The sequence below is a fragment of the Actinosynnema sp. NPDC050436 genome, assembly GCF_040655415.1.
In the GTDB taxonomy this organism is placed as follows: Bacteria; Actinomycetota; Actinomycetes; order Mycobacteriales; family Pseudonocardiaceae; genus Actinosynnema.
Window position 1 is genome coordinate 74,038 of the sequence record NZ_JBFAJV010000022.1, and the last position, 22,821, is coordinate 96,858.

17 protein-coding genes, 1 pseudogene and 3 CRISPR repeat arrays are annotated in these 22,821 nt (G+C 68.8%); of the genes and pseudogenes, 9 read left to right on the forward strand and 9 right to left on the reverse strand.

The window, feature by feature from the left end; genetic code table 11:
• The first annotated feature begins 287 nt into the window (after nucleotides 1–287).
• Nucleotides 288–956 (forward strand): AAA family ATPase, encoded by a 669-nt coding sequence (locus AB0I60_RS34680; protein ID WP_360737742.1) that lies wholly within the window; start codon nucleotides 288–290, stop codon nucleotides 954–956.
• A gap of 13 nt (nucleotides 957–969) precedes the next feature.
• Nucleotides 970–1,800: an aminoglycoside phosphotransferase gene (locus AB0I60_RS34685; RefSeq protein WP_360737744.1), complete on the forward strand. Its 831-nt coding sequence runs from the start codon at nucleotides 970–972 to the stop codon at nucleotides 1,798–1,800.
• A 40-nt stretch (nucleotides 1,801–1,840) separates the two neighbouring features.
• Nucleotides 1,841–2,662: direct repeats of the CRISPR family, unit length 28 nt; unit sequence GGACCACCCCCGCTCGCGCGGGGAAGAC.
• Nucleotides 2,663–2,680: 18 nt separating this feature from the next.
• Here AB0I60_RS34685 and AB0I60_RS34690 read toward each other — a convergent pair.
• From AB0I60_RS34690 to AB0I60_RS34710, 5 genes are all read right to left on the reverse strand, one after another.
• The gene (locus AB0I60_RS34690; RefSeq protein WP_360737747.1) at nucleotides 2,681–2,959 is read right to left on the reverse strand and encodes a hypothetical protein; all 279 of its coding nucleotides are present in this window, start codon (nucleotides 2,957–2,959) and stop codon (nucleotides 2,681–2,683) included.
• Complete coding sequence (locus AB0I60_RS34695; protein ID WP_360737750.1) at nucleotides 2,959–3,387, reverse strand: hypothetical protein; 429 nt, start codon at nucleotides 3,385–3,387, stop codon at nucleotides 2,959–2,961. The genes AB0I60_RS34690 and AB0I60_RS34695 overlap by 1 nt, the downstream gene beginning before the upstream one ends.
• Nucleotides 3,388–3,985: 598 nt before the next feature.
• Nucleotides 3,986–4,645, reverse strand: coding sequence for a hypothetical protein (locus AB0I60_RS34700; protein WP_360737752.1), 660 nt, complete (start codon nucleotides 4,643–4,645; stop codon nucleotides 3,986–3,988).
• A complete protein-coding gene (locus AB0I60_RS34705; protein ID WP_360737755.1) occupies nucleotides 4,642–5,202 on the reverse strand; it encodes a hypothetical protein in 561 nt (186 codons plus the stop codon). The genes AB0I60_RS34700 and AB0I60_RS34705 overlap by 4 nt, the downstream gene beginning before the upstream one ends.
• Before the next feature lie 331 nt (nucleotides 5,203–5,533).
• Nucleotides 5,534–7,186 carry a hypothetical protein gene (locus tag AB0I60_RS34710; RefSeq protein WP_360737758.1) on the reverse strand — a complete coding sequence of 551 codons (1,653 nt, stop codon included), beginning with the start codon at nucleotides 7,184–7,186 and terminating at the stop codon, nucleotides 5,534–5,536.
• Nucleotides 7,187–7,654: 468 nt separating this feature from the next.
• On the opposite strand from AB0I60_RS34710, the gene AB0I60_RS34715 reads away from it, so the two are divergent.
• The 3 genes from AB0I60_RS34715 to AB0I60_RS34725 all read left to right on the forward strand — a co-directional run bounded on the left by AB0I60_RS34715 (nucleotide 7,655) and on the right by AB0I60_RS34725 (nucleotide 15,826).
• Nucleotides 7,655–14,887 carry a PA14 domain-containing protein gene (locus tag AB0I60_RS34715; RefSeq protein WP_360737760.1) on the forward strand — a complete coding sequence of 2,411 codons (7,233 nt, stop codon included), beginning with the start codon at nucleotides 7,655–7,657 and terminating at the stop codon, nucleotides 14,885–14,887.
• A gap of 49 nt (nucleotides 14,888–14,936) precedes the next feature.
• Nucleotides 14,937–15,149, forward strand: coding sequence for a DUF2283 domain-containing protein (locus AB0I60_RS34720; protein WP_360737762.1), 213 nt, complete (start codon nucleotides 14,937–14,939; stop codon nucleotides 15,147–15,149).
• Nucleotides 15,150–15,688: 539 nt separating this feature from the next.
• A complete protein-coding gene (locus AB0I60_RS34725) occupies nucleotides 15,689–15,826 on the forward strand; it encodes a hypothetical protein (RefSeq protein ID WP_360737765.1) in 138 nt (45 codons plus the stop codon).
• 636 nt (nucleotides 15,827–16,462) lie between these two features.
• Here AB0I60_RS34725 and AB0I60_RS34730 read toward each other — a convergent pair.
• The 4 genes and pseudogenes from AB0I60_RS34730 to AB0I60_RS34745 form a co-directional block, all read right to left on the reverse strand.
• Complete coding sequence (locus AB0I60_RS34730; protein WP_360737767.1) at nucleotides 16,463–16,840, reverse strand: NUDIX domain-containing protein; 378 nt, start codon at nucleotides 16,838–16,840, stop codon at nucleotides 16,463–16,465.
• 14 nt (nucleotides 16,841–16,854) lie between these two features.
• Nucleotides 16,855–17,142: pseudogene (locus tag AB0I60_RS34735) on the reverse strand (hypothetical protein); the annotation flags it as partial.
• On the reverse strand, nucleotides 17,130–17,552 hold the full coding sequence (locus tag AB0I60_RS34740) for an Imm1 family immunity protein (protein ID WP_360737769.1): 423 nt from the start codon (nucleotides 17,550–17,552) through the stop codon (nucleotides 17,130–17,132). The pseudogene AB0I60_RS34735 and the gene AB0I60_RS34740, both read right to left, overlap by 13 nt.
• 107 nt (nucleotides 17,553–17,659) lie before the next feature.
• Entirely contained in the window at nucleotides 17,660–18,046 is a 387-nt protein-coding gene (locus AB0I60_RS34745) for a DddA-like double-stranded DNA deaminase toxin (RefSeq protein WP_360737825.1), read from the reverse strand.
• A 352-nt stretch (nucleotides 18,047–18,398) separates the two neighbouring features.
• Between AB0I60_RS34745 and AB0I60_RS34750 the strand changes: the two genes are divergently transcribed.
• The 4 genes from AB0I60_RS34750 to AB0I60_RS34765 all read left to right on the forward strand — a co-directional run bounded on the left by AB0I60_RS34750 (nucleotide 18,399) and on the right by AB0I60_RS34765 (nucleotide 21,506).
• Nucleotides 18,399–18,713, forward strand: a complete 315-nt coding sequence (locus tag AB0I60_RS34750; RefSeq protein WP_360737771.1) for a hypothetical protein — start codon at nucleotides 18,399–18,401, stop codon at nucleotides 18,711–18,713.
• Between the two features lie 210 nt (nucleotides 18,714–18,923).
• Nucleotides 18,924–19,194: a CRISPR direct-repeat array (repeat unit 28 nt; unit sequence CGGACCACCCCCGCTTGCGCGGGGAAGA).
• A 247-nt stretch (nucleotides 19,195–19,441) separates the two neighbouring features.
• Nucleotides 19,442–20,467 (forward strand): hypothetical protein, encoded by a 1,026-nt coding sequence (locus AB0I60_RS34755; protein ID WP_360737773.1) that lies wholly within the window; start codon nucleotides 19,442–19,444, stop codon nucleotides 20,465–20,467.
• Between the two features lie 8 nt (nucleotides 20,468–20,475).
• Complete coding sequence (locus AB0I60_RS34760) at nucleotides 20,476–20,859, forward strand: hypothetical protein (RefSeq protein ID WP_360737775.1); 384 nt, start codon at nucleotides 20,476–20,478, stop codon at nucleotides 20,857–20,859.
• Nucleotides 20,856–21,506: a 2'-5' RNA ligase family protein gene (locus AB0I60_RS34765; RefSeq protein ID WP_360737777.1), complete on the forward strand. Its 651-nt coding sequence runs from the start codon at nucleotides 20,856–20,858 to the stop codon at nucleotides 21,504–21,506. The genes AB0I60_RS34760 and AB0I60_RS34765 overlap by 4 nt, the downstream gene beginning before the upstream one ends.
• Nucleotides 21,507–21,815: 309 nt before the next feature.
• Nucleotides 21,816–22,812: a CRISPR direct-repeat array (repeat unit 22 nt; unit sequence CCCCCGCTCGCGCGGGGAAGAC).
• Nucleotides 22,813–22,821 lie beyond the last annotated feature (9 nt).

The following is a 22,821-nucleotide window of genomic DNA, read 5'->3' on the forward strand; positions in this document are numbered from 1 at the left end:
ACATCCTGGAAGGACCGACCATGATGGCGACGTTGGGCCGCGTTGGGCGGGAAGTTCGCCCGGCGTCCTGCGTCGCCGTGCGAGCCGAACATGTGCGACCCGCAGTGCGGACCCAGTCGCAGCCCGGCGTGCGTTCCCGCGGGCAACTGCACGCCCAAGGGAAAGTGCGTCCCGACCGAGTACTGATCAAGGACATGCCCATGCTCGCCCGCCGCGCCTACATACCCGACGACCTCCTGCCTTCCGGGGCGCCCGATGCCCGACCGTGGCCGCTCTCGGTGCCGTGCGTGGCGCAGTTGGCAGAGGAAGGAATGGTCTTCGAGCAGCCGGTGACCTTCCTGGTGGGAGAGAACGGTTCGGGCAAGTCCACCCTGGTCGAGGCGTTCGCTGAGGCGTGGGGGCTGGACGCGCGCGGCGGGCGGGCGGGCCGCAAGTACGTCAACGACCGGCCGAAGACGGTCCTGGGCGACCTGCTGCGCTGGGAGACCACGGGCGCGGGTGCCCGGCACCGGAGCGGGACGCGGACCAGGCGTCGGGGGTACTTCCTGCGTGCGGAAACCGCGTTCGGCTTCATGGAGGCCGTCAGCGGGATGCGCGGCTACTGGGAAGAGGACACCAGCGGGATGAGCCACGGCGAGGGCTTCCTCACCGTGCTCGCGACCATGTTCCGTGAACCCGGCTTCTACCTCATGGACGAGCCCGAGGCGGCCCTGTCCTTCCAGTCCTGCCTCCGTTTGGTCCACCTCCTGCACGACCTCGGCCGATCCGGTGCGCAGGTGATCTGCGCGACGCACTCGCCGATCCTCGCCGCGACCCCCGGCGCCGACATCGTCGAAGTGGGCGAGCACGGGTTCCGGCGGACGGAGTGGCAGGACCTCGAACTGGTCGACCACTGGCGCCGGTACATGAACAACCCGACCGCCTACCTGCGCCACGTCACCGGCGACGATGAGTGAGAAGAGCCCGGAGATGTCGGGCGACACCGGCGACGCCGACGAGCGTTTCCGGGAGTGGATGCGCGACAACCTCGCCCGTGCCGCCGCACATTTCGGCCTGGTCGTGACCGGGGAACCACGGCTCGGTTGGCTCAACCGCTCGATCAGCGCACCCGTCCGCAAGGGCGACGCCCGCTACTGGCTCCGTGTCGTGTCCGAGGACAGGCAGTGGACCGACGCCGACTTCTGGACGGGCAACCTCGACGCGAACGCGCTCACCGATCTCGCCAAACCGTGCGTCCTGGACGTTGTCGAGTGGGAGGAATGGCGACAGCAGCGCGCCGAAGTCATGACCAGGATGCCGGGCGTCCCCTGCTCGCCCACCGACGCCCTTCGGACCGAGATCGAGTTGACCGACGAATGGTGGGCCGAGCTGCGACACACCACCGACGCCGTGGCGACGACACCGACCGGACGCGTCAACACCAGCCAGGACAAGATCACCGAACGGCTCGTCCAACGTTTCGGCAACGCCGTCGACCCGACTGTGCACGAGTGGGAGACCGTGCACGGCGACGTTCACTGGGCCAACCTGCTGCGCCCGAGGTTCGGCCTTGTCGACTGGGAGTGGTGGGGACGCGGACCCTCGGGTACCGACGCGGCCACTCTGCTGTGCTACAGCCTTTTGACATCCAAGATCGCACAGCGGGTGCATGCAGTTTACGCCGACGTCCTCGATACGGACGCGGGCCGCGTCGCTCAGCTCTACATCGTGGCTCGGCTGTTGCGCCGCGCCGACGGCGGAGAATTCGCGGACCTCATCCGGCCACTTGAACAGCACGCACGGACCCTGCTCGGCTTCTGAAAGCCGACAGCACCGACACACTTCGCGCAGCCCGGGCAGCCGGACCACCCCGCTCGCGCGGGGAAGACTGGAGGCGATCCGGCCTGATGGGGCATGTCGGCGGACCACCCCCGCTCGCGCGGGGAAGACGTCGAGGGTGCCCCAGCGGGTGCGGGCGGCCTGGGACCATCCCCGCTCGCGCGGGGAAGACGCCGCACAGCCGCTGCACACCGGTTCGGCCTCAGGACCACCCCCGCTCGCGCGGGGAAGACGCTGGCTTCCAGCCGGACGATGCCCGGTTCGACGGGCCACCCCCGCTCGCGCGGGGAAGACACCGAGTTGTCGGCGGAGGAACTGACCGGGCCGGGACCACCCCCGCTCGCGCGGGGAAGACCGGTACTGCGCCTGGTCGATCGGCCCGTTGTTCGGACCACCCCCGCTCGCGCGGGGAAGACGCCCACTCGGACGCGAGGTGGCTCATGTGGTCGGGACCACCCCCGCTCGCGCGGGGAAGACATGTCGAGGTCGACCCAGTAGTTCGCCGAGTTGGGACCACCCCCGCTCGCGCGGGGAAGACATGCCGTGGTTCAACGTGGACGACGGGTTCGCCGGACCACCCCCGCTCGCGCGGGGAAGACGGTTTGCACGCGCCGCGACCACCGACGCGGTGCGGACCACCCCCGCTCGCGCGGGGAAGACGGTGGGCCCCCACATCCGTGGGTTGGGTTGGTCGGACCACCCCCGCTCGCGCGGGGAAGACCAGAGCGGCGGTGACGTCGCGGACTGCGGCGAGGGACCACCCCCGCTCGCGCGGGGAAGACATGGTCAACAGCCACGAGTACCTGTCGAAATCATGGACCACCCCCGCTCGCGCGGGGAAGACACTTCTTGACCTGGTAGTTTACAGCGAGGTGTGCCGGTTTTCATTCGGTGCGTTCCGGTTCCGTTTAGGTTTGTGAGGGCTGGGTCGTAGACGGGCGGTCGGTGCGAGCGACGCCTTTCCCACGACGGGCATGCCCCAGTCGACCACCCGCACGCTGTTGCCGTCGTCGATGCGGATCTGGTGGCCGTGCAGGTCGGTGTGCACCAGCCGGTCGCCTTCCACCATTGTCGGCAGCCGGTCGGCCAGATCGTCGAGACCTTGCACGGTCTGGGGGCGGTTTCGGCCAGCCGCGTCCATCAGCCCGGCCTGGCCCACCGGTCGGTCAAGGGACGTAGCCCTGCGGCGGGAAGCAGGCCGATCGTCGTTGCCGTGTCCGCGACGACCGCCAGGTCCGGCGAGGCGGGCGTGAGGTCCGCAGCCCGGCCGGTCACCCGCTCGAAGGCCGCGGCCAGCCAGCCGTCGCCCTCGGTGTGGGCGAGCACGTGCAGTGCGAGCCCATCGGTCGGCGTGGCCGCCGCCAGCTCGTTGCGCAGCCATCTGGTCTGGATGTTGATGCCGTGCATGGCCTTGACGAACGCATCGCCGCGCGCCGTGGTCAGCAGCGTGCAGGTGTCGCTGTTCTGGCCCTCGGCGACGTCGACCGCGTCGACCACCTCGTCGAGGTGGTTTTCGAGCCCGGCCCGGGTCGTCTCCGGCAGGTCCGCCCAGCTGGTCCGCACACGCACTTCCACACCGCTCGAAGGTCGGGGCGGTGGCAGCCGGGTGTCCTCGTTCTCCGTGCCGTCCGCGCCCGACGCACCGCAGTTGCCCTCTTCTTAGCAATCGGCCGCACCCCGCGCACCGCGAGGCCACAGTTCGTCGTCGACCCGGTAGCCGGCCCGGCGGATCACCTCAGCCGGATCGACCCGTATCGGGCCCGGCGAACACACCGCAGGGGCCACCACCGCGTCGTCAGGCTCGTGGTGCACGAACCGGCCCACCACCCGCGTGCAGAACGCGGCGTGCTCGCGGGTGTGCAGCACGAACGCGTGCCAGCCGGGATCTCCCGCCCGCGACGGCGACACCCGCTTCGACGGGCCCAGCGCCGTGCCGCCGCGACGAACGTGAGCACTTGGTCCGCCACCCGCTCCGCCCACCGCAGCTCGGCGGAGCGCCGTCCGCGCTGGCTGGTGAGCGCGGACGGATGCCGTATGTGCCCTGTGCCAGGCGGTATTCACGGCGTGATGCGGGGCCACTGTCGCAATCGTGCAGAGGATTTCGCCCGGCGCGGGCTGGGGCAGTGCGCCGGCCATTGACGGGTCGGTTGGAGGGCGAGTGGTGCGGCTATCGCCTCCTGTGGGGCAGCAGATGGTCGAGCAGCCGGTGGGTGAGGGCGATACCGGCACCGGTGGCGATCGCGGCGATCACACGATCGGTGGTCCGTGTCGCCGCCAGGTGGCTGACGGGGTCGGGCGGGTGATTCGGTGATCCGGCAGTGGGGAGCGTGGGTACGGGGTGCTCGTCGCCGGTCCTTGTTCTGGGGAGCCGGTGGATGGTGGTGGCGGCGGCTTCCAGCCGGGCGGATACGGGGTGGTCGGTCCACGCCAAAACGTGGAGTTCGCCGTATTCGGCGACCTGGGCCAGGCGGTGGTCGGCGGAGGCAACCAGGAACCTCCAGCGTCGGCCGCGCCCGGCCAGGTAGCGGGCGTGGGCGGCGAGCGCGGTCTCGGCGGCATCGGGGCCCTCGGGGACCGGCCAGGGGATCGCGCCGAGTTCAGCCAGAGCGGAGGGCACGGTGTCGTCGGCGGGCCAGGTGTCGGCGAAGGCGACGAGGGCGTGGTCCACGTGGCCGGCCGCGGCCAGCAGCGCCGTCAGTCGGGCGCGGACCAGTGACACGCGTGGCCGGAACGGCCCGATGACGTTCTCGGCGTCGACGAGCAGAGCCGTAGCGATGTCGGCTGCCCTGTTCGCGCCGGATGGTGCGACGGGAGCGGTGTGGTTCACCGGTCGCCGCCGTCGTCGCCGCCGACGTGGGCACGGACGGTCTGTCCCGCGCCGGCCGCGTACCCGGCTTCGGCGGTGAGGTCAGAACCGGGCAGTGGGGTGCCGGCGGCCGGTCGCATCAGCGCGCCGATCGCGGTACCGGGGCCTGTCAGCTCCTGCTCGAGGCACTTCGAGTGGTCGTCGGACCGGAAGAGGAGCCTTGCTTGGCCGCCACGGCACAGACCGTCCAAGTCGGCAGCCGACATGCCGTCGGCACAGTCGAGCAGCGTGTCGGTGTCGACCGGCCGGTCGAGCCGGGTGTTGGCGGCGATCGCGAGCCGGGTGGTCAAGGCGGGCGCCTCGATCCGCGTCGCACTGGCGGGCATGAAGTGGTGCAGTAGCTCGCCGGTCACTCCGGCGTTCGTCAGCGCGACCCACGTGGCCATGGCCCGCTCGGTGACCCCGTGGCGTGTGCTGTCGGTGCCCTGCCGGGCGGCGTGCGCCAGGTCGGCGACCAGATCCGACGGGCTCGTGGTCGTCGCGGCGCGCGCCGCCAGGAGGAAGCCGGTGTGATCCACAGGCGGAATCGTCGCCCGTGGCGGTGGATTGTCGAGGGAACGTCGCACGAAGGAGGCCCTCGCCGTGTCGTGGGTGTTCGACTGGTCGGCTGTCCTCGGGCGGTGGTCACATGAGCCGGAGACTCCTCCACGCCACGCCGGCATCCGACGGTCGCCCCATGACTGCCTGGCCACCGCATTCGAGTGTCGACCAGGACCGTGCGACGTGCCGAACAGCCGCCGGTTCCGCCGAGTCGTATTTCGTGCGCCCTGTCTCGGGCGAGGACGGCCGGATCGGGCCGGGCGCTGTGGTTCCGTTGGGAAGCGCGTCTGGATCGCGCCGGGCTCGGGCTCATTCGGGTCGAGGGGTGGGCCGGTCCCGGCCCGAGGATGACGTGTGCCCGGTGTGATGATCAGGCGGAGGCATCAGCGGACCGTCCCTGTCCTGCCCGGTCCGCCAGTCGTCCGGCTCCTGCTGTGAATGGGTGTCGGCCGGCCCGACCCAGATCGTCGACTTCGCCCGGCGCACCAGCGTCCGCCAAAAGGCGATGGTTGCCACCGACCGGACCGGCGGGTCGGCGAAAGGCCGACGTGATCGCCGACGCGGGTGGTCGACTGCCGTCTCGGAGTGGAATGCGGCGAGGCGGTCCCGGAGGGTGGCGTGGCGGAACTGGTAGATCGGGCCGACCGCGCGAAGCAGGTGGCGACTGCGGGCGTCTTCGAGGAACCGTAACAGCCGCAACGGCGTCCGCCGGGTGATCGTCAAGAACAGCGAGGTCAACGCGAACAGCGCGAAGCCCTGTCCCCGGCCGGTACAGACAACGGTGCCGACCACGGCCATGAACCCGCTCGCGAGGCCGACTTCCCAGTCGAACCCCGGGATCAGGGCCAAACTGAAGAAGGGACAGCCGAGCGCCATGACGGCAACGGCGAAGTTGCGTTCGTGGCGCCACGCCTGCTTCGGTCCCAGGACACCGGTGTCGAGCCTGCGCCGGTCGATGAACACCGCGGCCGAACCCCGGAACACCCCCACTGCCGCGCCGACGCCCACACCGAACCCCCACACCACGAGGCCGCCGACAGGTCGTCCCGACGCGATGTCGGACAGTAGGAACGGCAAGCTCGCCGCAGCCCCCCATCCCGCGCTGACGGTCAGCATCGACAGTCTCGTCCGCCAGAGGTTGCGGCGAGGGGCAAGCGGGCGCAGCCCCGCCGGGGTCTTCGGCGCAGACGGCGGACTCACCAGCAGGCTCCTGACCGTGATGCAGGCGAACGCCGCTGTGAACAGCCAGGCCGCCGGGGTGGCCCTGATGTCCACCATGAGGGCCCCGGTCACCCCGGCCATCGCCGGAATGGTGAGCACGGCCAGAAATGCTCCCCCGGTGTTCATCCACGTCGCCAGGTGCCACCACGGCAGGTCACGGGTGCCCTCCCGGCCCATGCGGGCCGCGAGCAGGCGCAGCGTCCGTTCCGCGGTGGCAACGCTGCATGGCGGAGGTTCACGGCCGGGACGGGGCGTATACGCGGCGCCGACCGCGTGATCCAGCAGGTGCTCACCGATCGTCCGGGCGTTCGGGAATCGGTTGGTGTCCAACAGTTCGTCGACCGGGTCGCCCTGGTTGTAGATCTCGAGGATCAGCGTCACCGACAGGGGAGTGCTCAGCGCGTCGGCGAGTACGCCGGACGGTGCGGGTATCGGGTTGTCGACCGGGCGCAGGGCGTCGATGAGGGTCCGCCACGCCGGAGGCGGCGGGTCGACGAGCCTGCTGAGGAGGTAGGAGGTCGCATCCGAGGAACGCAGCGGCTGGAGCTCCAGCGCCAGTGCTCCTCGCAGCGGTGCTTCACGTGAGGCGGCGACGATCTCTTCGGTCCGGCTGAGCAGGACCAGGCGGAAAGGGGCGTCGTCCAACGCGGCCAAGGCCGCCGTACGGAACCCTTCCGGCATCTCGTCGAGACCGTCGAGAAATACCGCGACGCGACCGGTCCGAACCAGGGTCCGCGCCATGCGCGCCTGCCAGGCCCCGGGACAACGGATGCCGGCGGTGCAGGTGGGCGGCGATCCAGTCGGCGGCGGACGTCCGACGCGGGTCCCACCCGCGCATGGGCACCATGATCGAGTAATGGAGGTTGGGCGGGAAGCGCCACGACCGGAAGTGCAAGGGGTAGCGACTGTCCGGCTGCCTCAATGGCCCGCGACACTGCACGACAGGTCTACTCCACAGAGAAGCGTGCGGTGATCGGAGCCGAGCGGGAAGTCGACGGTGACAAGTCGGCGACCGGTCGTGACGTTACAGGCATCGGAGTGATCTTCCGCACGTGTCGGACCTATTTGTACTGGCCCTAGCGCGATGCATCCTTTGCTGGCTGGTCGGGATGCGCGTCTCGGGAGACTCGCGGAGAAGTGGGGGGTTCCTTCGTGAAGAGTCGCGTGTGGACACGGTTCCGTCGTGCACGGCTGCGGAAGCTCGGGTTGGTGGCGCTGACGGTCCTGCTGGTCACCTCGTTGATCGAGCCGGTCGCCGGTGCCACTCGGGGTGGGGGGCGGCAGGTTGCCCAGACCCCTGCCGGGGAGGTGCCCCCGTTGCACAGCGATCTGGGTGCGCCGTTCGATCCGGAGCCGGTCCGCGGTGACTTCACGGAGGCGGGTGTTCCCGCTCCAGAGCGGATCGCGGAACCGGACCGGGTCGCCAAGCATCCGACGTCAGGTTTCTCGAAGGAGCACTCACAGCTGGTCGAGCGGACCCCGTCGGCGAACATCTACCGCAACCTGGACGGTACGAAGACCGCCCAGATGTTCCAGGAAGTCGTCAACGTCCCCCGGGACGGGACCGGTGAACTCGTGCCGGTGGACACCAACCTGGAGCTGGAGGACGGCACGGTCAAGCCGAAACAAGCCCCGGTCAAGGTCGAACTCCCGGAGCGCACGGACGCCGACGCGGCGATCCAGGTCGTGGCGCCCGGAGGGCCGTCCGCGTCGTTGGAGTTCGAAGGACTGGCCGAGCGCACGGCGGAGATCTCCGGGCGTGTCGCGACCTACCGCAGCGTGCAGTCCGATGTGGATCTGGAACTGCATTCCCTGGCCGGTGGCGCGAAGCACGTCTTCGTGTTGCACAGGGCCGTTGTGGACCCGGAGTGGCGATTCCGGTTGACGCTCGACGCAGGACTGTCTCCCGAGCAGCAGCCCGACGGCGCAGTCCTCGTGCGTGACACCTCGGGTGACGTGCGCTTCGTCGTGGCAGCCCCGAAGATGTGGGACGACCAGTATGACGACCGGTCCGGCGAGTGGCGGACCGGTCCGGTGTCACAGCGGCTGGAGCGGGTCGGCGACGACTGGCAGGTGGTCCTGTCGGCGGATCGGGCCTGGGTGAACTCGCCCGACCGGAAGTTCCCGATCAAGGTCGACCCCGGCCTGCACACGTTGTACGCAGCCTACGACGCCTATGTCACCGACGCCTACCCCACGACCAACTACGACGTGGACTGGGAGCCGGGACGCGGCTACATCAACAAGGTCGGTTACTGGCCCGGTGCCGGTACGAACCAGACCTACGCGTTCTACGACTTCCTGCCGTACGTGCAGGGCAGACAGATCCTGCGTGCAACGTGGAACGCCTACTGGGTGCATTCGAACCTGCCCAGCCCGACGAACGTGCGGCTACGTGACACCCCGTGCGCGTGGAACCGGTCGACGATCACGTGGAACAACCGTCCCTGTTCCGGCGGGGTCTACCGGGACTCGACCGGTGTGGCCGGGTCGTGGACGAGTATCGACGTGACCGACTGGGTGAAGAACTACGCCAACGGCACATGGGCGTACCAGGGTTTCATGGCCGAGACCACGCAGGGCCAGGACGGCTGGAAGAAGATGGCCGCGGCCGAGGCGGGGGTCGACGGCGGCGCGTCGGTGGTGGCCGTCGACTACAACGACTGGCCGAGCTCCCCGACGCGGTCGGAGTGCAGTACCGGTTGCCAGTTCCACACGCGTGACGTCACGCTCTCGGTCCACAGTGACGACCCGAACAACGACAAGCGCTACGTGCAATTCTACGTCTCCACCGACCCGAACGTGATGGGAACCTACTTCGCGTCCCACCAGGTGGAGATCACGGGCGACCAGAACATCGCCCAGTGGGCCGTCACCCCGACCTCGTTGTCATGGAATCAGAAGCACTACTGGCAGGCGCGTGTCGCCGACGAGTACATGCCCGGGGAATCGTGGCTGTACTCGTCCGTCTGGGACTTCACACCCGTCAACCAGACACCGCCGGTTCCCGCGGCGACAGGGCCGGGGGATCGTGCGGTGGTGTCCATCGAGCAACCCGCGCTCACCGCGAACGCGGTTTCCGACGCGGACCCGGGTGACATTGTCCAGTACGAGTTCTCCATCGCCACCGGCTCGGACGGCCGGTCGGGCCTCGTGGCCAGGTCAGGCTGGCTGGACAGTCCGTCATGGACAGTTCCGATCGGTGTGCTCAAGGACGGTACGGCCTACACGTGGACCGTGCGCAGCCGTGATCGGGACCAGGACACCAAGTCGTTGTACGCACCGGCACGATCACTACGGGTGGACCGGCGCCTGGGAGTGCAGGGGCCGGTACCCGGCGACGAATTCGGGCCGTTCTCGGTCAACCTGGCCAACGGCAACCTGATCACGAGCCTGGCCACACCGAAGATGAGCACGATCGGCGGCGAGGTCGGCGTGAGCCTGGTGTACAACTCGCAGGCCGCGAAGGAAGCAGGCCTGGTCGGCTCGTACTTCACCGGCGACTCAAAGGACGGCATCACCGACACCGAAACCCCGGTACTGGTCCGCACCGATCCGCAGGTGTCGTTCAACTGGGGGGACAGTTCGCCGTACGACCCGGTGGTCGGAAGGGACGGCTTCCGCGTCCGCTGGCAGGGCTACATCAAGGTGCCCACGACCGGCAGCTACGCGTTCGGCGGCAAGTACGACGACGGCATGAGGGTGTGGATCGGGGACGAGAAGGTCTTCGACGGCTGGACCGTGTGCAGCACCTGCCTCGGAGTCGCACCGCGATTCGACGGAGCGGTGGTCAGGCAGTTGGAGGCCGGTACGCCATATCCGATCCGCGTCGAGTACCGGGAAGACGGGGGCCAGGCTGAGGTCGCGTTGTGGTCCAGACAGGACACTGGTACCGCGACGCCCGTCCCGGCGTCCTGGCTCACCCCGACAGCGTCCCCGTTGCCCCCCGGCTGGTCACTGTCGGCAGATGCCAGCGGTTCCGGCGTCGGCTACACCAAGGCGGCACTGTCCGAGTCCGGGGTTACGCTCACCGATACATCGGGAGCCGCCCACACCTATGCCAAACTGTCCGACGGCGGATACCAGCCACCTGCCGGCGAATACGGCACGCTCTCACGCGACGGTGAGGGACGATTGACCCTGATCGACGCCGGCGGCACGACCTACCTGTTCGGAGCATCGGGCAACCTCGAATTGGTCACCTCGCCCGCAGACGCCCGCCGGCCGGCTGCGGCGCGCATGGAATGGACCCTTCCTGCCCAAACCAGCCCGGTCCCCCGACTGACCCGGATCGTCGACCCGGTGTCACAGCGGGCTATCACACTGCACTACTCCGGCACCGCCGCCTGCGGCAGCCCCGGCAGCTTCCACCCGGTTCCCGCGGGCTACCTGTGCGCTGTGGAACTGCCCGACGGCGCCATCACGACACTTTCCTACCTCAATGGGAAGCTGGCGCGGTTCCGCAACCCCGGAACGGACATCACAGACTTCGCGTTCACCCCGGACCACCTGATGTCCTCGATGCGGACCCCGCAGGCGATCGACTGGATCCACGTCGACCTCGCCAACCGCAACAACCAGGGACCGAACTACCAGATCGGCTACAGCGGCACGGCCACCAGGCAATTGGCCTGGATCAAGTCCCCGGAACCGACCGGTATCGAACAGGTACCCAGCCAACGCCACCGACGCGCCTACAGTTACGGCGCGGAATGGGCCGAGGTCGACGTCGACGGGCTGTCCCCGACGTCCGGCTTCCACCGGCGGATCACCCGTGATGTAGGCGGGCGGATGCTCACCGACACCGACGCCACCGGCAGGACGGCTCGCTTCGAGTGGGCAGAGGACGACAAGCAGTTGTCCACCACGGACCGCGCTGGACGCAAGTCGACCACCCTGTTCGACGCCAAGGGGAATCCGACCGAGACCTTCGGCCCCGCACCGGCGAACTGCTTCGGTGCCGACCGCCGGCCGCTGACGCCCGTACCCGCCGGGTGCGAGAAGGTCCCGACCACCCGGACCGGCTACGACGAGGGCCTGACGGGGCTGGCCGGTACCTGGTGGACCAATCCGCACATGGCAGGAGCCGCGAACGCGTACTCGACCCGAAACCCCAACACCAACTGGTCGACCACCGCACCCGCCGACGGGATCGACGCCACCGGCCCGTTCTCGGGACGCATGACCGGCCAACTCCGAGTCGACACTCCGGGCCAGTACTACATCGGCACGAGCGAACCGGATCCCAATGACGGATTGCGTGTCTACATCGACGACAACCTCGTCACCAACCGCACCTACTCCGCAGCCGTGCTCGAATCCAAGCCGATCGGCTACTGGCGACTGGGCGACAGCGGCGCCAGTGTCAAGGACGTCTCCGGTAACGACCGCAACGGCACCGCGAACGGCGCTGTGACCCGCACCCGCCCGGGAGCCTTGCCGGACGACAACGACACCTCGACAGACTTCGCCGGCGGCCGGGTCGAGGTCCCCGGAACCGGCTTGACCCTGACCGGCGCGATGACCGTCGAGATGTGGGTCAAGCCCCGCGTCTCCACCCAATGGGGAGGAAAGCAGGCACTGGTCAACAAGATCGACCACAGCGGCACCCGCCGAGCGGCGTTCGACCTGATGCTACGCGAGGACAACCGGCTCGAACTGCACCAAGACTCCGGCAACGCCTCCACCAACCCCGGTCCCAGTACCACAGGCCTGGGGACAAACTTCTGGAACCACGTCGTGGTCACCCGCGACACCGACAACAAGATCGTCTATTTCATCAACGGTGCCAAAGCCGGAGAAGGTATCGCCGGCCCGCCGGGAGTGACCACCGGCCCGTTGAAGATCGGCTTCCGCGACGGCGAGACCACAGGATCGGAAGCCGCGATCGACGAGGTCGCCGTCTACGACAAGGCTCTGTCGGAAAAGGACATCATCCGTCACACCGGCGCCGGCCGCGGCGTCAACACCGGACGGCAGGCGATCACGCTCCCCGCCGGGACGCACCGGATCCGACTGGACTACCAACAGCAGCCCCTGACCGGCAACCAGAACCGACTGACCAAGGCGTTCGCGTTGACGTGGAAGCGCGACGCCGGCCCGTGGGAGGTCATCCCGTCGGACAAATTCGTCCCCGACTACGGGCTGGTCACCTCGACCACCGCCGAAGACTCCGACGGGCTCGCCCAGAAACGCACCCAGACCCTGTACACCGAGAACGGCGCCGACCCCGCCTACAGCGTCGCCACCGCGTCGGTCGCCGATCCAGATGGGCTCGCCCTGACCGTCCGCACCAGCTACGAGACACCGGGCAACGGCTACATGCGCCGTGTGTCGCGTTCGCAGCCCTCCGGTACCCAGTCGACCTACACCTACTACGGAGACACAGAGACACGATCGAACCCCTGCGTCGGAGGTTCCCCCGCCGTCTCGCAGGCGGGCCTGGCCAAAACGACCGCCATGGCATCGGGGCGCGTCGACGAACAGGTGTACGACCTCCGCGGCCGAGTCGTTGCACGGGCTTCCGCCTCGGACTGGTCCTGCACGACATATGACGACCGAGGACGGACCACCGAGCTGAAGTTCCCGGGCAACAGCGCCGCCGCCGAGCGAACCGTCCGCTACGACCACACGGTCGGCGGCGATCCGCTGACAACGTCGATCTCGGACGAGAACGGGACGATCACCAGCAAGTTCGACCTGCTGGGCCGGATGGTCGCATACACCGATGTCCACGGCCTGCGAACCGAGACGACCTACGACCAAGCCGGCCGGGTCACGCAGGAGCGGATCGTTCCACCGATCGGTCCGGCACAGAGCACCCTCGTGACCTATGACGACGCGGGCCGCGCCCTGACCACGAAACTCGATGAGGCCGTCCTGGCATCGATGACCTACAACGCGGCCGGTGAACTGGCCACGGTGGGCTACTACAACGGAACGTCGCTGAAGTCGATCGGACGGAACGGATCGGGACGCACCACGTCGATGACCTGGCGGACCGCCGACGGGCACGAAATCGTGTCGACCGTGACCCGAACCAGATCGGGCACCGTCGTCGACGAGACCCTCAACGGAGTCGACGCCCGGCCCGGCGCGCCGAACTACCACTACGACGCCGTCGGCCGACTCACCGAGGCATGGGTGGCCGGACACCACTACACGTACGACTTCACCTCTCCCGCATCGACGGGCTGCCCGACGAACTCGGCACCGAACGCCGGGCTCAACACCAACCGAGTACGTCTGCTCGACGAGACCGCGTCGGGAACGGCGGAGACGGCGTACTGCTACGACTCCGCCGACCGACTGCTCCAGTCCGTCGGCACCGGGGGCACCACGGCCGTGAAGTACGACTCCCACGGCAACACCACCGAGTTCACCTCCGGCGGCTCGACCACCTACCTGGGCTGGGACGCCGCCGACCGGAACCTCACCGCCCGCTCGGCAGGCAGCGCTCCGGCCGAAGTGTCCTACGTCCGCGACGCGACCGACCGCATCGTCCGCCGCGCCGCTACGCAGGGCGACCAACTCGGTGTCGCGCTGTACGCGCACACAGGCTCCGGGGACACCGCCGACGTCGTGCTCGACGGCAACAAGAACATGCTGTCCCGGTCGATCACATTGGCCGGCGGACTACTGCTGACCATCCGGGGCACAACACACTCCTACGACCACCCCACTGTCCGTGGCGACCTCGGCCTCACCACCGATGCGACCGGGAAACAGGTCGGCGACCTACGCACCTACACACCTTTCGGCGAACCGCTCAACGCCGCAGGCGTGGTCGACCCGGACCATGTCCCGGACAACTTGCCCGGCGAGATGGACCACGGCTGGCTCGGCCAACACCAACGCCCCTATGAACACGCCGGGGCCCTGTCGCTGATCCAGATGGGTGCCCGGCCCTACAGTCCGCTTTTGGGCCGATTCCTGTCCATCGACCCTGTCGAAGGCGGCAGCGCCAACGACTACGACTACGTCAACGGCGATCCTGTCAACAGCGTCGACCTGGACGGCAACTTCGCCCTCCCCCTCGTCCTCGCCGTCCTGGCACTGATCTTCATGGTTATCGCCCTGGTCCACCACAGGAACATCACCATCGGCCTGCCCTCCATCCGGCTGCCTGTCCCCAAACTGCCCGTCATCCACCCGCACCCTGCAGTCATCGGCGGACAGTTCCTCGGCGGATTGCTCCAACCGGACTTCAAGGTCAAGCGGGGGGTCGTACCGGGGCTCGTCGTCGGCAAACTCGAATACAAAAACCACGCCGAGGAACGGATGTGGGAACGCGGAATTTCGGAAGACATGGTCGAAGACACCATCAGGTCCGGGAAGAAGAGGCCCGGAAACGACAAGGGGACCACTAAGCACGTCGGGCGCAAGATCTGGGTGGTCACCGACAAGCAGGGACGGAGGGTCGTCTCGGTCGGCTGGAACTAGACTCACACTTGGCGAGTACTGGCGCAGTTGGCGAGAGAGAAGGAGGGGCATGTTCAAGTACGATCGCGAGGCGAATGCTGCATACGTGTCACTGGCTGTTCACAAGATCGAGGGCATGGCCGTGAGGCAGGTGGTGTTGGAAGACCTCGTCCCCGGAGCCGAAGTTATCGTCGATTTCGATCCCGACGGCAAGATCTGCGGCATCGAATTCCTCGGCGCTTCCAACTGTCTGCGCGACGACATCCTCGCCTCTTCGGAGTGACGGAGGAGTCCGGCCGGTCCCGGGTCGGTGGCCACGCGCCGCCGCCCGGTTGTACGGCCTGATCGCGCAGGGTTATCGCCAGGCGGAGGATCGGACTTCTCTCGGACCGGTCTTTGTCGAAACGACGGAGGGTGGGCAGGTCGTGGGGCCCGGTGTCGAGGTCGTCTTCTCGACAAGGTAGAGATGCCCGCGAACTCGCTGTTCTGGCTGGTAAGGGTGATAAGTGATGGCAGTTCGCGGTCGGATCGTGACAATGGGTGCGGTGGTGCCGCGTGCCAGGGGAGTGACGGGTGGGATCGCCAGTGTCAATCGGTTACGCGTCGTCCCGGGTAGTAGGCCCGAGGCACCCACAATCCAATGCGAGGCCACATGACGAACCGGTTGATAGAAGTGGTGTAGCCAGCTGCGGTGGTCCAATGCGCCTGCCAGGGCGGTTAGTCTGTGGCGGCGTCGAGCGCGTGCGCTGCGACATCCCGGCGACTCGCCGAGGGTAGTGCCACGCAGCGTCTCGGTGAACGTGGTGCCCGTGGTGCCGATGCGTGCGCGAGCTTTGCGGGACGACCTTTCTGTCCCTGGCCGACGGCGACCAGGCAGGGCTGCGCGTCGGCGGTCCGGCCGACACCGACCCGTCCCTGCTGGCCGACGAGCTGCGTACCCTCGGAACAGCCACCGAGTAGGTTTCAGCGGCCGCGCCGACGCCGACTTGAGCCGACGTCGCCGAGCGAGACCGTCGCGTTGAGGAACTTTGCGGGGTCCCCGGCCCTGTCCGCGGGGTACTCCCGGTGCCAAGCGGCGACTACCCGTCCGAGTTTCTCGACCGGGGAACAGGCCCGCGCGGCGCAGCGTGGTGCCCCTGCTGCCGGCGATCCTGTGTCTGCTCGGCAATGCGACCGCCACTTCGGCGTGCCGCCACCGCCAGCCGCCTCCCTCGACCAGTCGGTAGGCGTGGTGGTAGGGCGGGAAGCGGAAGTGGTGGACCGGTGTCACGACGGGGCACCGCCAAGGGACTTGTGTAGGGCGTCATCCAATAGTGCAGCGGTGGATGCAGCCCCATGTCGCCGAACAGTGCAGTAGGCCGCCTATTGCGAGAAAGTGTCATCTCGCTGGCGCGTCTTTACGACGTTCAGTGACAGGTGGCCAGGCAGCATAAAGCTTCGCTCTCAGGGCGGACTATTCTCCTCACCTCCCTCCGAGCGTCCGGTCGCTATGAGAGCCGAGTCAAGATCATGATCACCTTGACTGCGGTATCCGCCCTTGCTCGGTCGTGCCGCCCAGTCGGAGAAGCAGCCGGATAGGGCCGGCGTGCCTGCTGGTCAGCCGGCGAGGGTGAGAGGTGTGGGGCTGAACCGGTCGGTGAGCAGGTCGTCGAGCAGGGTGGGCAGTTCGGCGGGCAGCAGCTTGTCGCGGCACTGCCGCAGCTCGCCGGCCGGCCACCAGCGCCGTTCGATCAGCCCGGTCTTCTCGTTCTCGGTGGGCTGGAGCGCCACTTGCGGGGCGGTGCTGGGGGTGCGGCCGAGGAAGACGTGCTCGATGCGGTGGTGGTCGCGGCCCTGGTAGCGGAAGTGGGATTCGCGCACCCACAGCTTGCGGCCGAGGGCGGGAAGGATAATTCCGGTCTCCTCGGCGAGTTCGCGTCGCGCGCGCCGTGCAGGTCCTCGCCCTCGTCGAGGCCGCCGCCGGGCAGTTCCCACCAGTGGTGGGCGCGGTCGGCGGGGTCGAGGGCGTGGATGAGCAGCACGCGGTCGACGGGGTCCAGCAGCAGGACGCGGGCGCCGATGCGGGGTGTAACGGTGCCGGGTGAGGCGGTCATGGGGCGGTTGGTCCTCGCGGTCTGGGCTGGCGGGTGGTCCGGTGGCCAGCCGTGGACCGGCCGGTGGGTCGGAGCAGTGTGGGGGTCCGGCTCTGCGGGCGTGGCTGCCGTGGCGGGGGCCGACGTTAGCGCGCCGGTGGACGTTGCGGCGGGGGTGCAGGACGGCAGGGTCAGCTTTCCCATGGTCGCCAGGTGACCGCCGATGACCGGTCACCGTCGCCGGCGACGAGGTCATGGGCGGCCTTGATCACGTCCGCCAGCGGGATCTCGGCATCCGAGGGGAACTCGCGGACGTGGCCCTGGTAGTCGTAGGCGACCGGGTCGCCGTCGGGGTCGCTGCCGTTGGTGGTGATGAACGAACCGGCCGCGTCGGCGTGAGCCAGGAATCCGCGGTCTTCGGCGATCCCCAGCCGGATCACCACCCAGCCCTCGGCCCACGGGTCGGGTCGGAACAGTTCGGCCACCGGCGGTACCGGGCCGTCCTGCGCGGCGTATTCGAAGGCCATGCGGTCCACCAGCGCGTCGAGGTCGGCGACACTGTCGACAGGGATCGGGTCCTCGTCGGTTTCGTAGTACGCCATCAACGCCGCCACGGGGACTTACCTCCGGAGAACTTCTCGTAGTAGCCGTCTGGACCGTACACGGCCGGCGTGTAGCCCTCGGGCAGCACGACCGGCAGCAGCTTGTCGCAGCCCAGCGGTCACTCGCAGGGTCTTCTGTTGAGCACTACGCTCACGTGACGCATGGTGGGATCGGTCGCGCCTTGCTCGCGCATTCTGGCTGCCAGCTTCAGCTCGACATCGGCGCTGGTGGCGACGGGCAGTGTCGGACAACGTGCGGTCCGCAACGCGTCGTTGACCTTGGGGGTCCACTCGTCCTGGCCGCTGATCTCCTGTTCGTCGACCCGTCCGGGGCGATCCACCGACCGTGGGTCTTGCGACCGGTGTTGCGTCCGAACGGCGGTGGCAGCTCTCTGCGCAGCTCTTCGACCTGCTCCGGCGAAAGCGGTACCGCTCCGGAGGAGGTTGGCGCCGACGGTGCCGGTCGCTGCGGTGCAGGCGACGGCGTGGCGGGGGCGGCGGTGGATCGCCTCGTAGTCGTATCAGGACCGCGTCGGCGAGGGCCATGCCCTTGTCCAGGGTTTTCCCCAGGTCGTTGACGCCCGTGACCACCTCGGCGAGGTTGGTCAGGATCTTGTCCTTGTCTCCCGTCGTGTCGCCTTCCAGGGCGATCATGAACAGGGCCTGGGCGTCCTCGGCCAGATCCTGCGCTGAAGCCAGGGCGTCTTTGCACTTCGACGCCTTAGCGCGGGCCGCAGATACGGCCTGCGACACTTCCCTCAACGTCGCCACTGTGGTCCCTTCGCCCCGGTGTGCAGGCGATGGACGATCGTGCCAGGTAGGCGGCCACAAGTCCCTGCGCAAGGGGCGAGCAGACAGGTGCAGCCGCAGGGCGTCGTGGCGCACGCCTGGCCGTTGGGTGTGCCTGCGGTCGCCGCGGGCGACAGCCTGGCCTACCTCGGGCTGCGGCCGGTCTCCGAGGACCCGGCGGCACGTGAGTTCGGGGTGTACGGGCACTGCCCCGACCCCGGGCGGTTGATGGAGCAGGTGTTGGAGCGTATCCGGACCTGGGACGGCCGGAGCCTGTCCGCCCGGATCGGAGCCTATCCGTTCGCAACGCCGGAGGAGCAGCTTCCGCAGGGCGGACTTGTGTTGGACAAGAAGCACACGCGCGTCGTCGTGACCTGGTCCTGACGAATCTGTCTCGGATGCGATGCGGGACGGGACCACCCCCGCTCGCGCGGGAAAAACTGAGCGCCGACAACGCTGCTACGCGGCCTGCTCGGACCACCCCGGCTCGTGCGAGGAAGACCGCCGGCGCGTGCAGGGCGTATGGGAAATTACTCCCGCTCGCGTGGGGAAGACATCGCCGTGGTCGGCACCGGGCTCAACCGCTACGGACTACGGACCACCCCCACTCGCGCGGGGAGACGCTTCGGCGCGGCCCTCGTCGGCGGCGGAGGGCGGACCACCCCCGCTTGCGCGGGGAAGACAGCGCCGAGGGACAGCGCTCGCTGGGCGCGTTCGGACCACCCCCGCTTGCGCGGGGAAGACTCGGCGACCGCTGCGGCCTGCTCGCCCGCGCGGGGACCACCCCCGCTTGCGCGGGGAAGAAGCCGAGGCGGAGCAGAAGCTCATCTCGTTGGGCGGACCACCCCCGCTTGCGCGGGGAAGAAACTTCTTGACCTGGAACTTTAGAGCAGAGCAAGTCGGTTTTCATTCGGTTCGATCTAGTTTCGTTATGGTGATCGGCCCTATCGCGGCATAAGCCAGCGGCGGTGAGGGCCGGAAGGATTGACCGCGGCCAGGCGAGCTGTACCGGCTGGCAGAGACTCGCCAGCGGGCGGCATTGTCACGCTGGGTGCCTGTATCGTGACCAGGGCATGTCCGCGCGTGTGTGTGGTGCCGGGTGGGAGGCAAGCGTGGTGGGTGAATCGGACGCGGTACGTCGCTGCTCGTGCGGTACTCGCCTTGCCCGCGACAACCGCACCGCCCGCTGCGGCTCCTGCGCCCGAGCCGGGCGCCACCATGTCTCTGCCGCGCCGCCCGATGTTCCGGCGCAGTTCTGGGATCATCCCGACCTGCGGGCAGCACTGGCCACTCGTGACATCGGTGCCGTCATCCGCGCATACCGCAGACACCCCCATCACGGACAGCCCATCCGTCAAGCCACCGTCGCGGCCTGGATCGACCTGTCCGCCACCCGACTCAGCCGGGTCGAGAACGGCGAACCGGTCAACGACCTCACCAAGTTCATACGCTGGACGCAACTCCTCCGCATCCCACAACACCTACTCTGGTTCCGCGCGCCCAGCCTGTCCGTGTGCGGAACTCCGGCCGCTGTCGCGGCAGCGTCCGCAGCTGCGGCACGAAGCACGGCAGAGAAGCAGTTGATGACCGCAGCCGAGGAATCCTCTGCCTTCCTGGAGTGGGCGGAAGCGACCAACGTCGGCGACCTGACCGTCGACCAACTGCACGCCGAGGCCCGACGCATCGCCCACACCTACCTCAAAGTGCCCACCCTGCCGGTCTTCTCGCGTGCCAGAGCGTTGCGCGACCGTGCGGCCTCCCTGCTCACGGGACGCCAGGCCCCGCAGCACACCCGCGAGCTGTATGCAGCCGCCGGCTGGTCGCTGACCATGCTGTCGTGGATCTCCGTCGACCTCGGACGCCCCGACGCCGCCGAGGACCATGCCCGCGCCGCATGGATGTGCGCCGAACGCTCCGACCACAACCCGTTGCGCGCCTGGGTCCGTGCCACCCAGCACACCGCAGCGTTCTGGCGCAGCGACTACACCACCGCTGCCCGCTACGCGGCCGACGGCCTCCGCTACGGCGGCACCGGCACCGCAGAGGTGTTCCTGTCCAGCGCGCTCGCACTGGACCTGGCCCGCGCCGCACAGCCGAGACGAGCGCACGCTCCGAGGACGAACTGTCCGGACCGCTGACATGCTCGGTGGATCGGGCCGCGTCCTTGTGGTCGGACACCGAACTGACCCTGGGCCGGGCCGACGGTGCCTTGACCCTGGCCGACCGGGCGGTGGCGACCTTCGAAGCCACCCCGGAGCAACGCCGCAATCAAGGCTCGGAGCGCATGGCCCGCCTCCAGCAGGTCAAAGCCCACCTGGTCCTCGGCGACCCCGCCGCAGCGGAGAACGCACTCCAGCCCGTGCTGGACACCCCCGCCGACCAACGTGTCCGGCCGTTGGTGCGGCGCGTAGCCGAAGTCGGTGCACGAGTGGCAGCGACCGGCGAACCCCGTGACATGGTCACCAGGCGGATTCTCGACGCTGTCACCGTTTTCCGCAGCGACACCGTGACCAAGGAGCTGCCCGCGTGAGCGAGCCGGACCGGATGCGCGACCACTGGTGGTGGAGGCCCGGCTGGAGAACCGGCCGGTCGTTCTACACCTGGCACGTCACCTTTGCCGACCAGCCCGCCGCACAGCGCCTCGTCGCCGACTACGCCCCCGCACTGGCAGGGCTTGCCCAACTCGACCCTGTCCCGGCCCGGTGGCTGCACCTGACACTCCAGGGCGTCGGCTTCACCGACGAGATCGACCGTGACGACATCACTCTCATCGTCGACGCCGCCCGCGCACGTTGCGCCACACTCAAACCCATCACCATCATCCTCGGGCCCGCGCACGTCGACCCGGAGACCGTCCAGATGCCCGCGCACCCCCTCGAACCGCTGTCCGACCTGCGCCTGGCCGTCCGCGCCGCGATCGCCGACGTATGGGGCGAGAGCAACGTCCCCGAACCGGAATCCCGGTTCCGCGCGCACGTCAGTCTGGGCTACTGCACCACCGCAGGCCCCATGGAGCCGGTTGTCCGGGCGCTCGACGCCCACGGCGGACACACCGGTGAGGTCGTCGTCTCCGCAGTGTCCCTGATCGATCTCAACCGGGACCACCGGGCCTACGAATGGACCGACGTGGCGACCATACCCCTCGGCACGAGCGCGGCAGACGAACCCGCCGAGTAGCCCGGACAGTCCCTTCAGCTGCGGGCTCGTGGCGTGGACGCCGGCGTGGAATACCGCCGGTCGGTCCATGCGCCGTCAAGGTCAGGGTGGAGCGCTTCCGGTGGTAAGCGGCTGGGCGAATGGCAGGAACCCGGCGAAGGTCTAGGCAGCAATCATCTGCTTGTGCAGGGAAGACGCCAAACCGGACCGATCCTGCTGAGCAGCGACACCGAAATACTCCGCTCGCCGGGAAATCGGCACGCGCCCTGGGGACTACCCACTCATGCAGGAGGACTGTCAGGCGACGGGCATCATGCACCTCGCCACTGGCCCCCGCTCGCGCGGGGAAGACCTGTGAACGGGCGACAGCCGCATCCGAGTGTGCGGACCACCCCCCGCTCGTGCGGGGAAGACCTCGGCGAACTGGCGGCGCTGAAGGGGACGGCGGGACCACCCCCGCTCGCGCGGGGAAGACGCGGGCCGCGCCGCTGCGGATTGTGCCGGTGGGCGGACCACCGCCGCTCGCGCGGGGAAGACCGCAACGGGCTGTCCAGCGCGGTCAGCCACTTGGGACCACCCCCGCGCGCGGGGAAGACTCGGATGCAGCCGCAGAACCACCCTCGACCTGCGGACCACCCCCGCTCGCGCGGGGAAGACCTGCCGTGGGTCCACAGTTCGAACACCACGATCGGACTACCCCCGCTCGCGCGGGGAAGACGGCTGCCTATTCTGGGCGTTCAACCCGCCGCTGGGACCACCTCCGCTCGCGCGGGGAAGACCTCGACCGCCGCGCCTACGCCACCCTGCCCGCGGGACCACCCCCGCTCGCGCGGGGAAGACGGACGGCGTTCCTTTACAACTGCCGCGAGGTGCGGACCAACCCCGCTCGCGCGGGGAAGACTCCGCGCTGCTCTCCTGGGGCGGCATGGCCCTGGGACCACCCCCGCTCGCGCGGGGAAGACATCTCGTCGGACACGGTCAGGTCGACCCAGTAGGGACCACCCCCGCTCGCGCAGGGAAGACTCGGGCAGCGGGGGAGCGCTCGGCGGGCGGCGCGAACCACCCCCGCTCGCGCGGGGAAGACCCACCTGCGTCCGCAGGTTCGCGTTCTGCCGGGGGACCACCCCCGCTCGCGCGGGGAAGACGGTGTCGAGTGCCCCATGGCCAGCTGCACCGCCGGACCACCCCGCTCGCGCGGGGAAGACCCGGAGATGGGACTCGGCGGCGTCGCGGTCACGGGACCACCCCCGCTCGCGCGGGGAAGACCCACCTGCGTCCGCAGGTTCGCGTTCTGCCGGGGGACCACCCCCGCTCGCGCGGGGAAGACGGTGTCGAG

Bases quoted from the DNA above. Each gene is read 5' to 3' on its own strand.
- AB0I60_RS34685 (WP_360737744.1), top strand. From the start codon at position 970: ATGTCGGGCGACACCGGCGACGCCGACGAGCGTTTCCGGGAGTGGATG.
- AB0I60_RS34720 (WP_360737762.1), top strand. From the start codon at position 14,937: ATGTTCAAGTACGATCGCGAGGCGAATGCTGCATACGTGTCACTGGCT.
- AB0I60_RS34690 (WP_360737747.1), bottom strand. From the start codon at position 2,959: ATGGACGCGGCTGGCCGAAACCGCCCCCAGACCGTGCAAGGTCTCGAC.
- AB0I60_RS34710 (WP_360737758.1), bottom strand. From the start codon at position 7,186: ATGGCGCGGACCCTGGTTCGGACCGGTCGCGTCGCGGTATTTCTCGAC.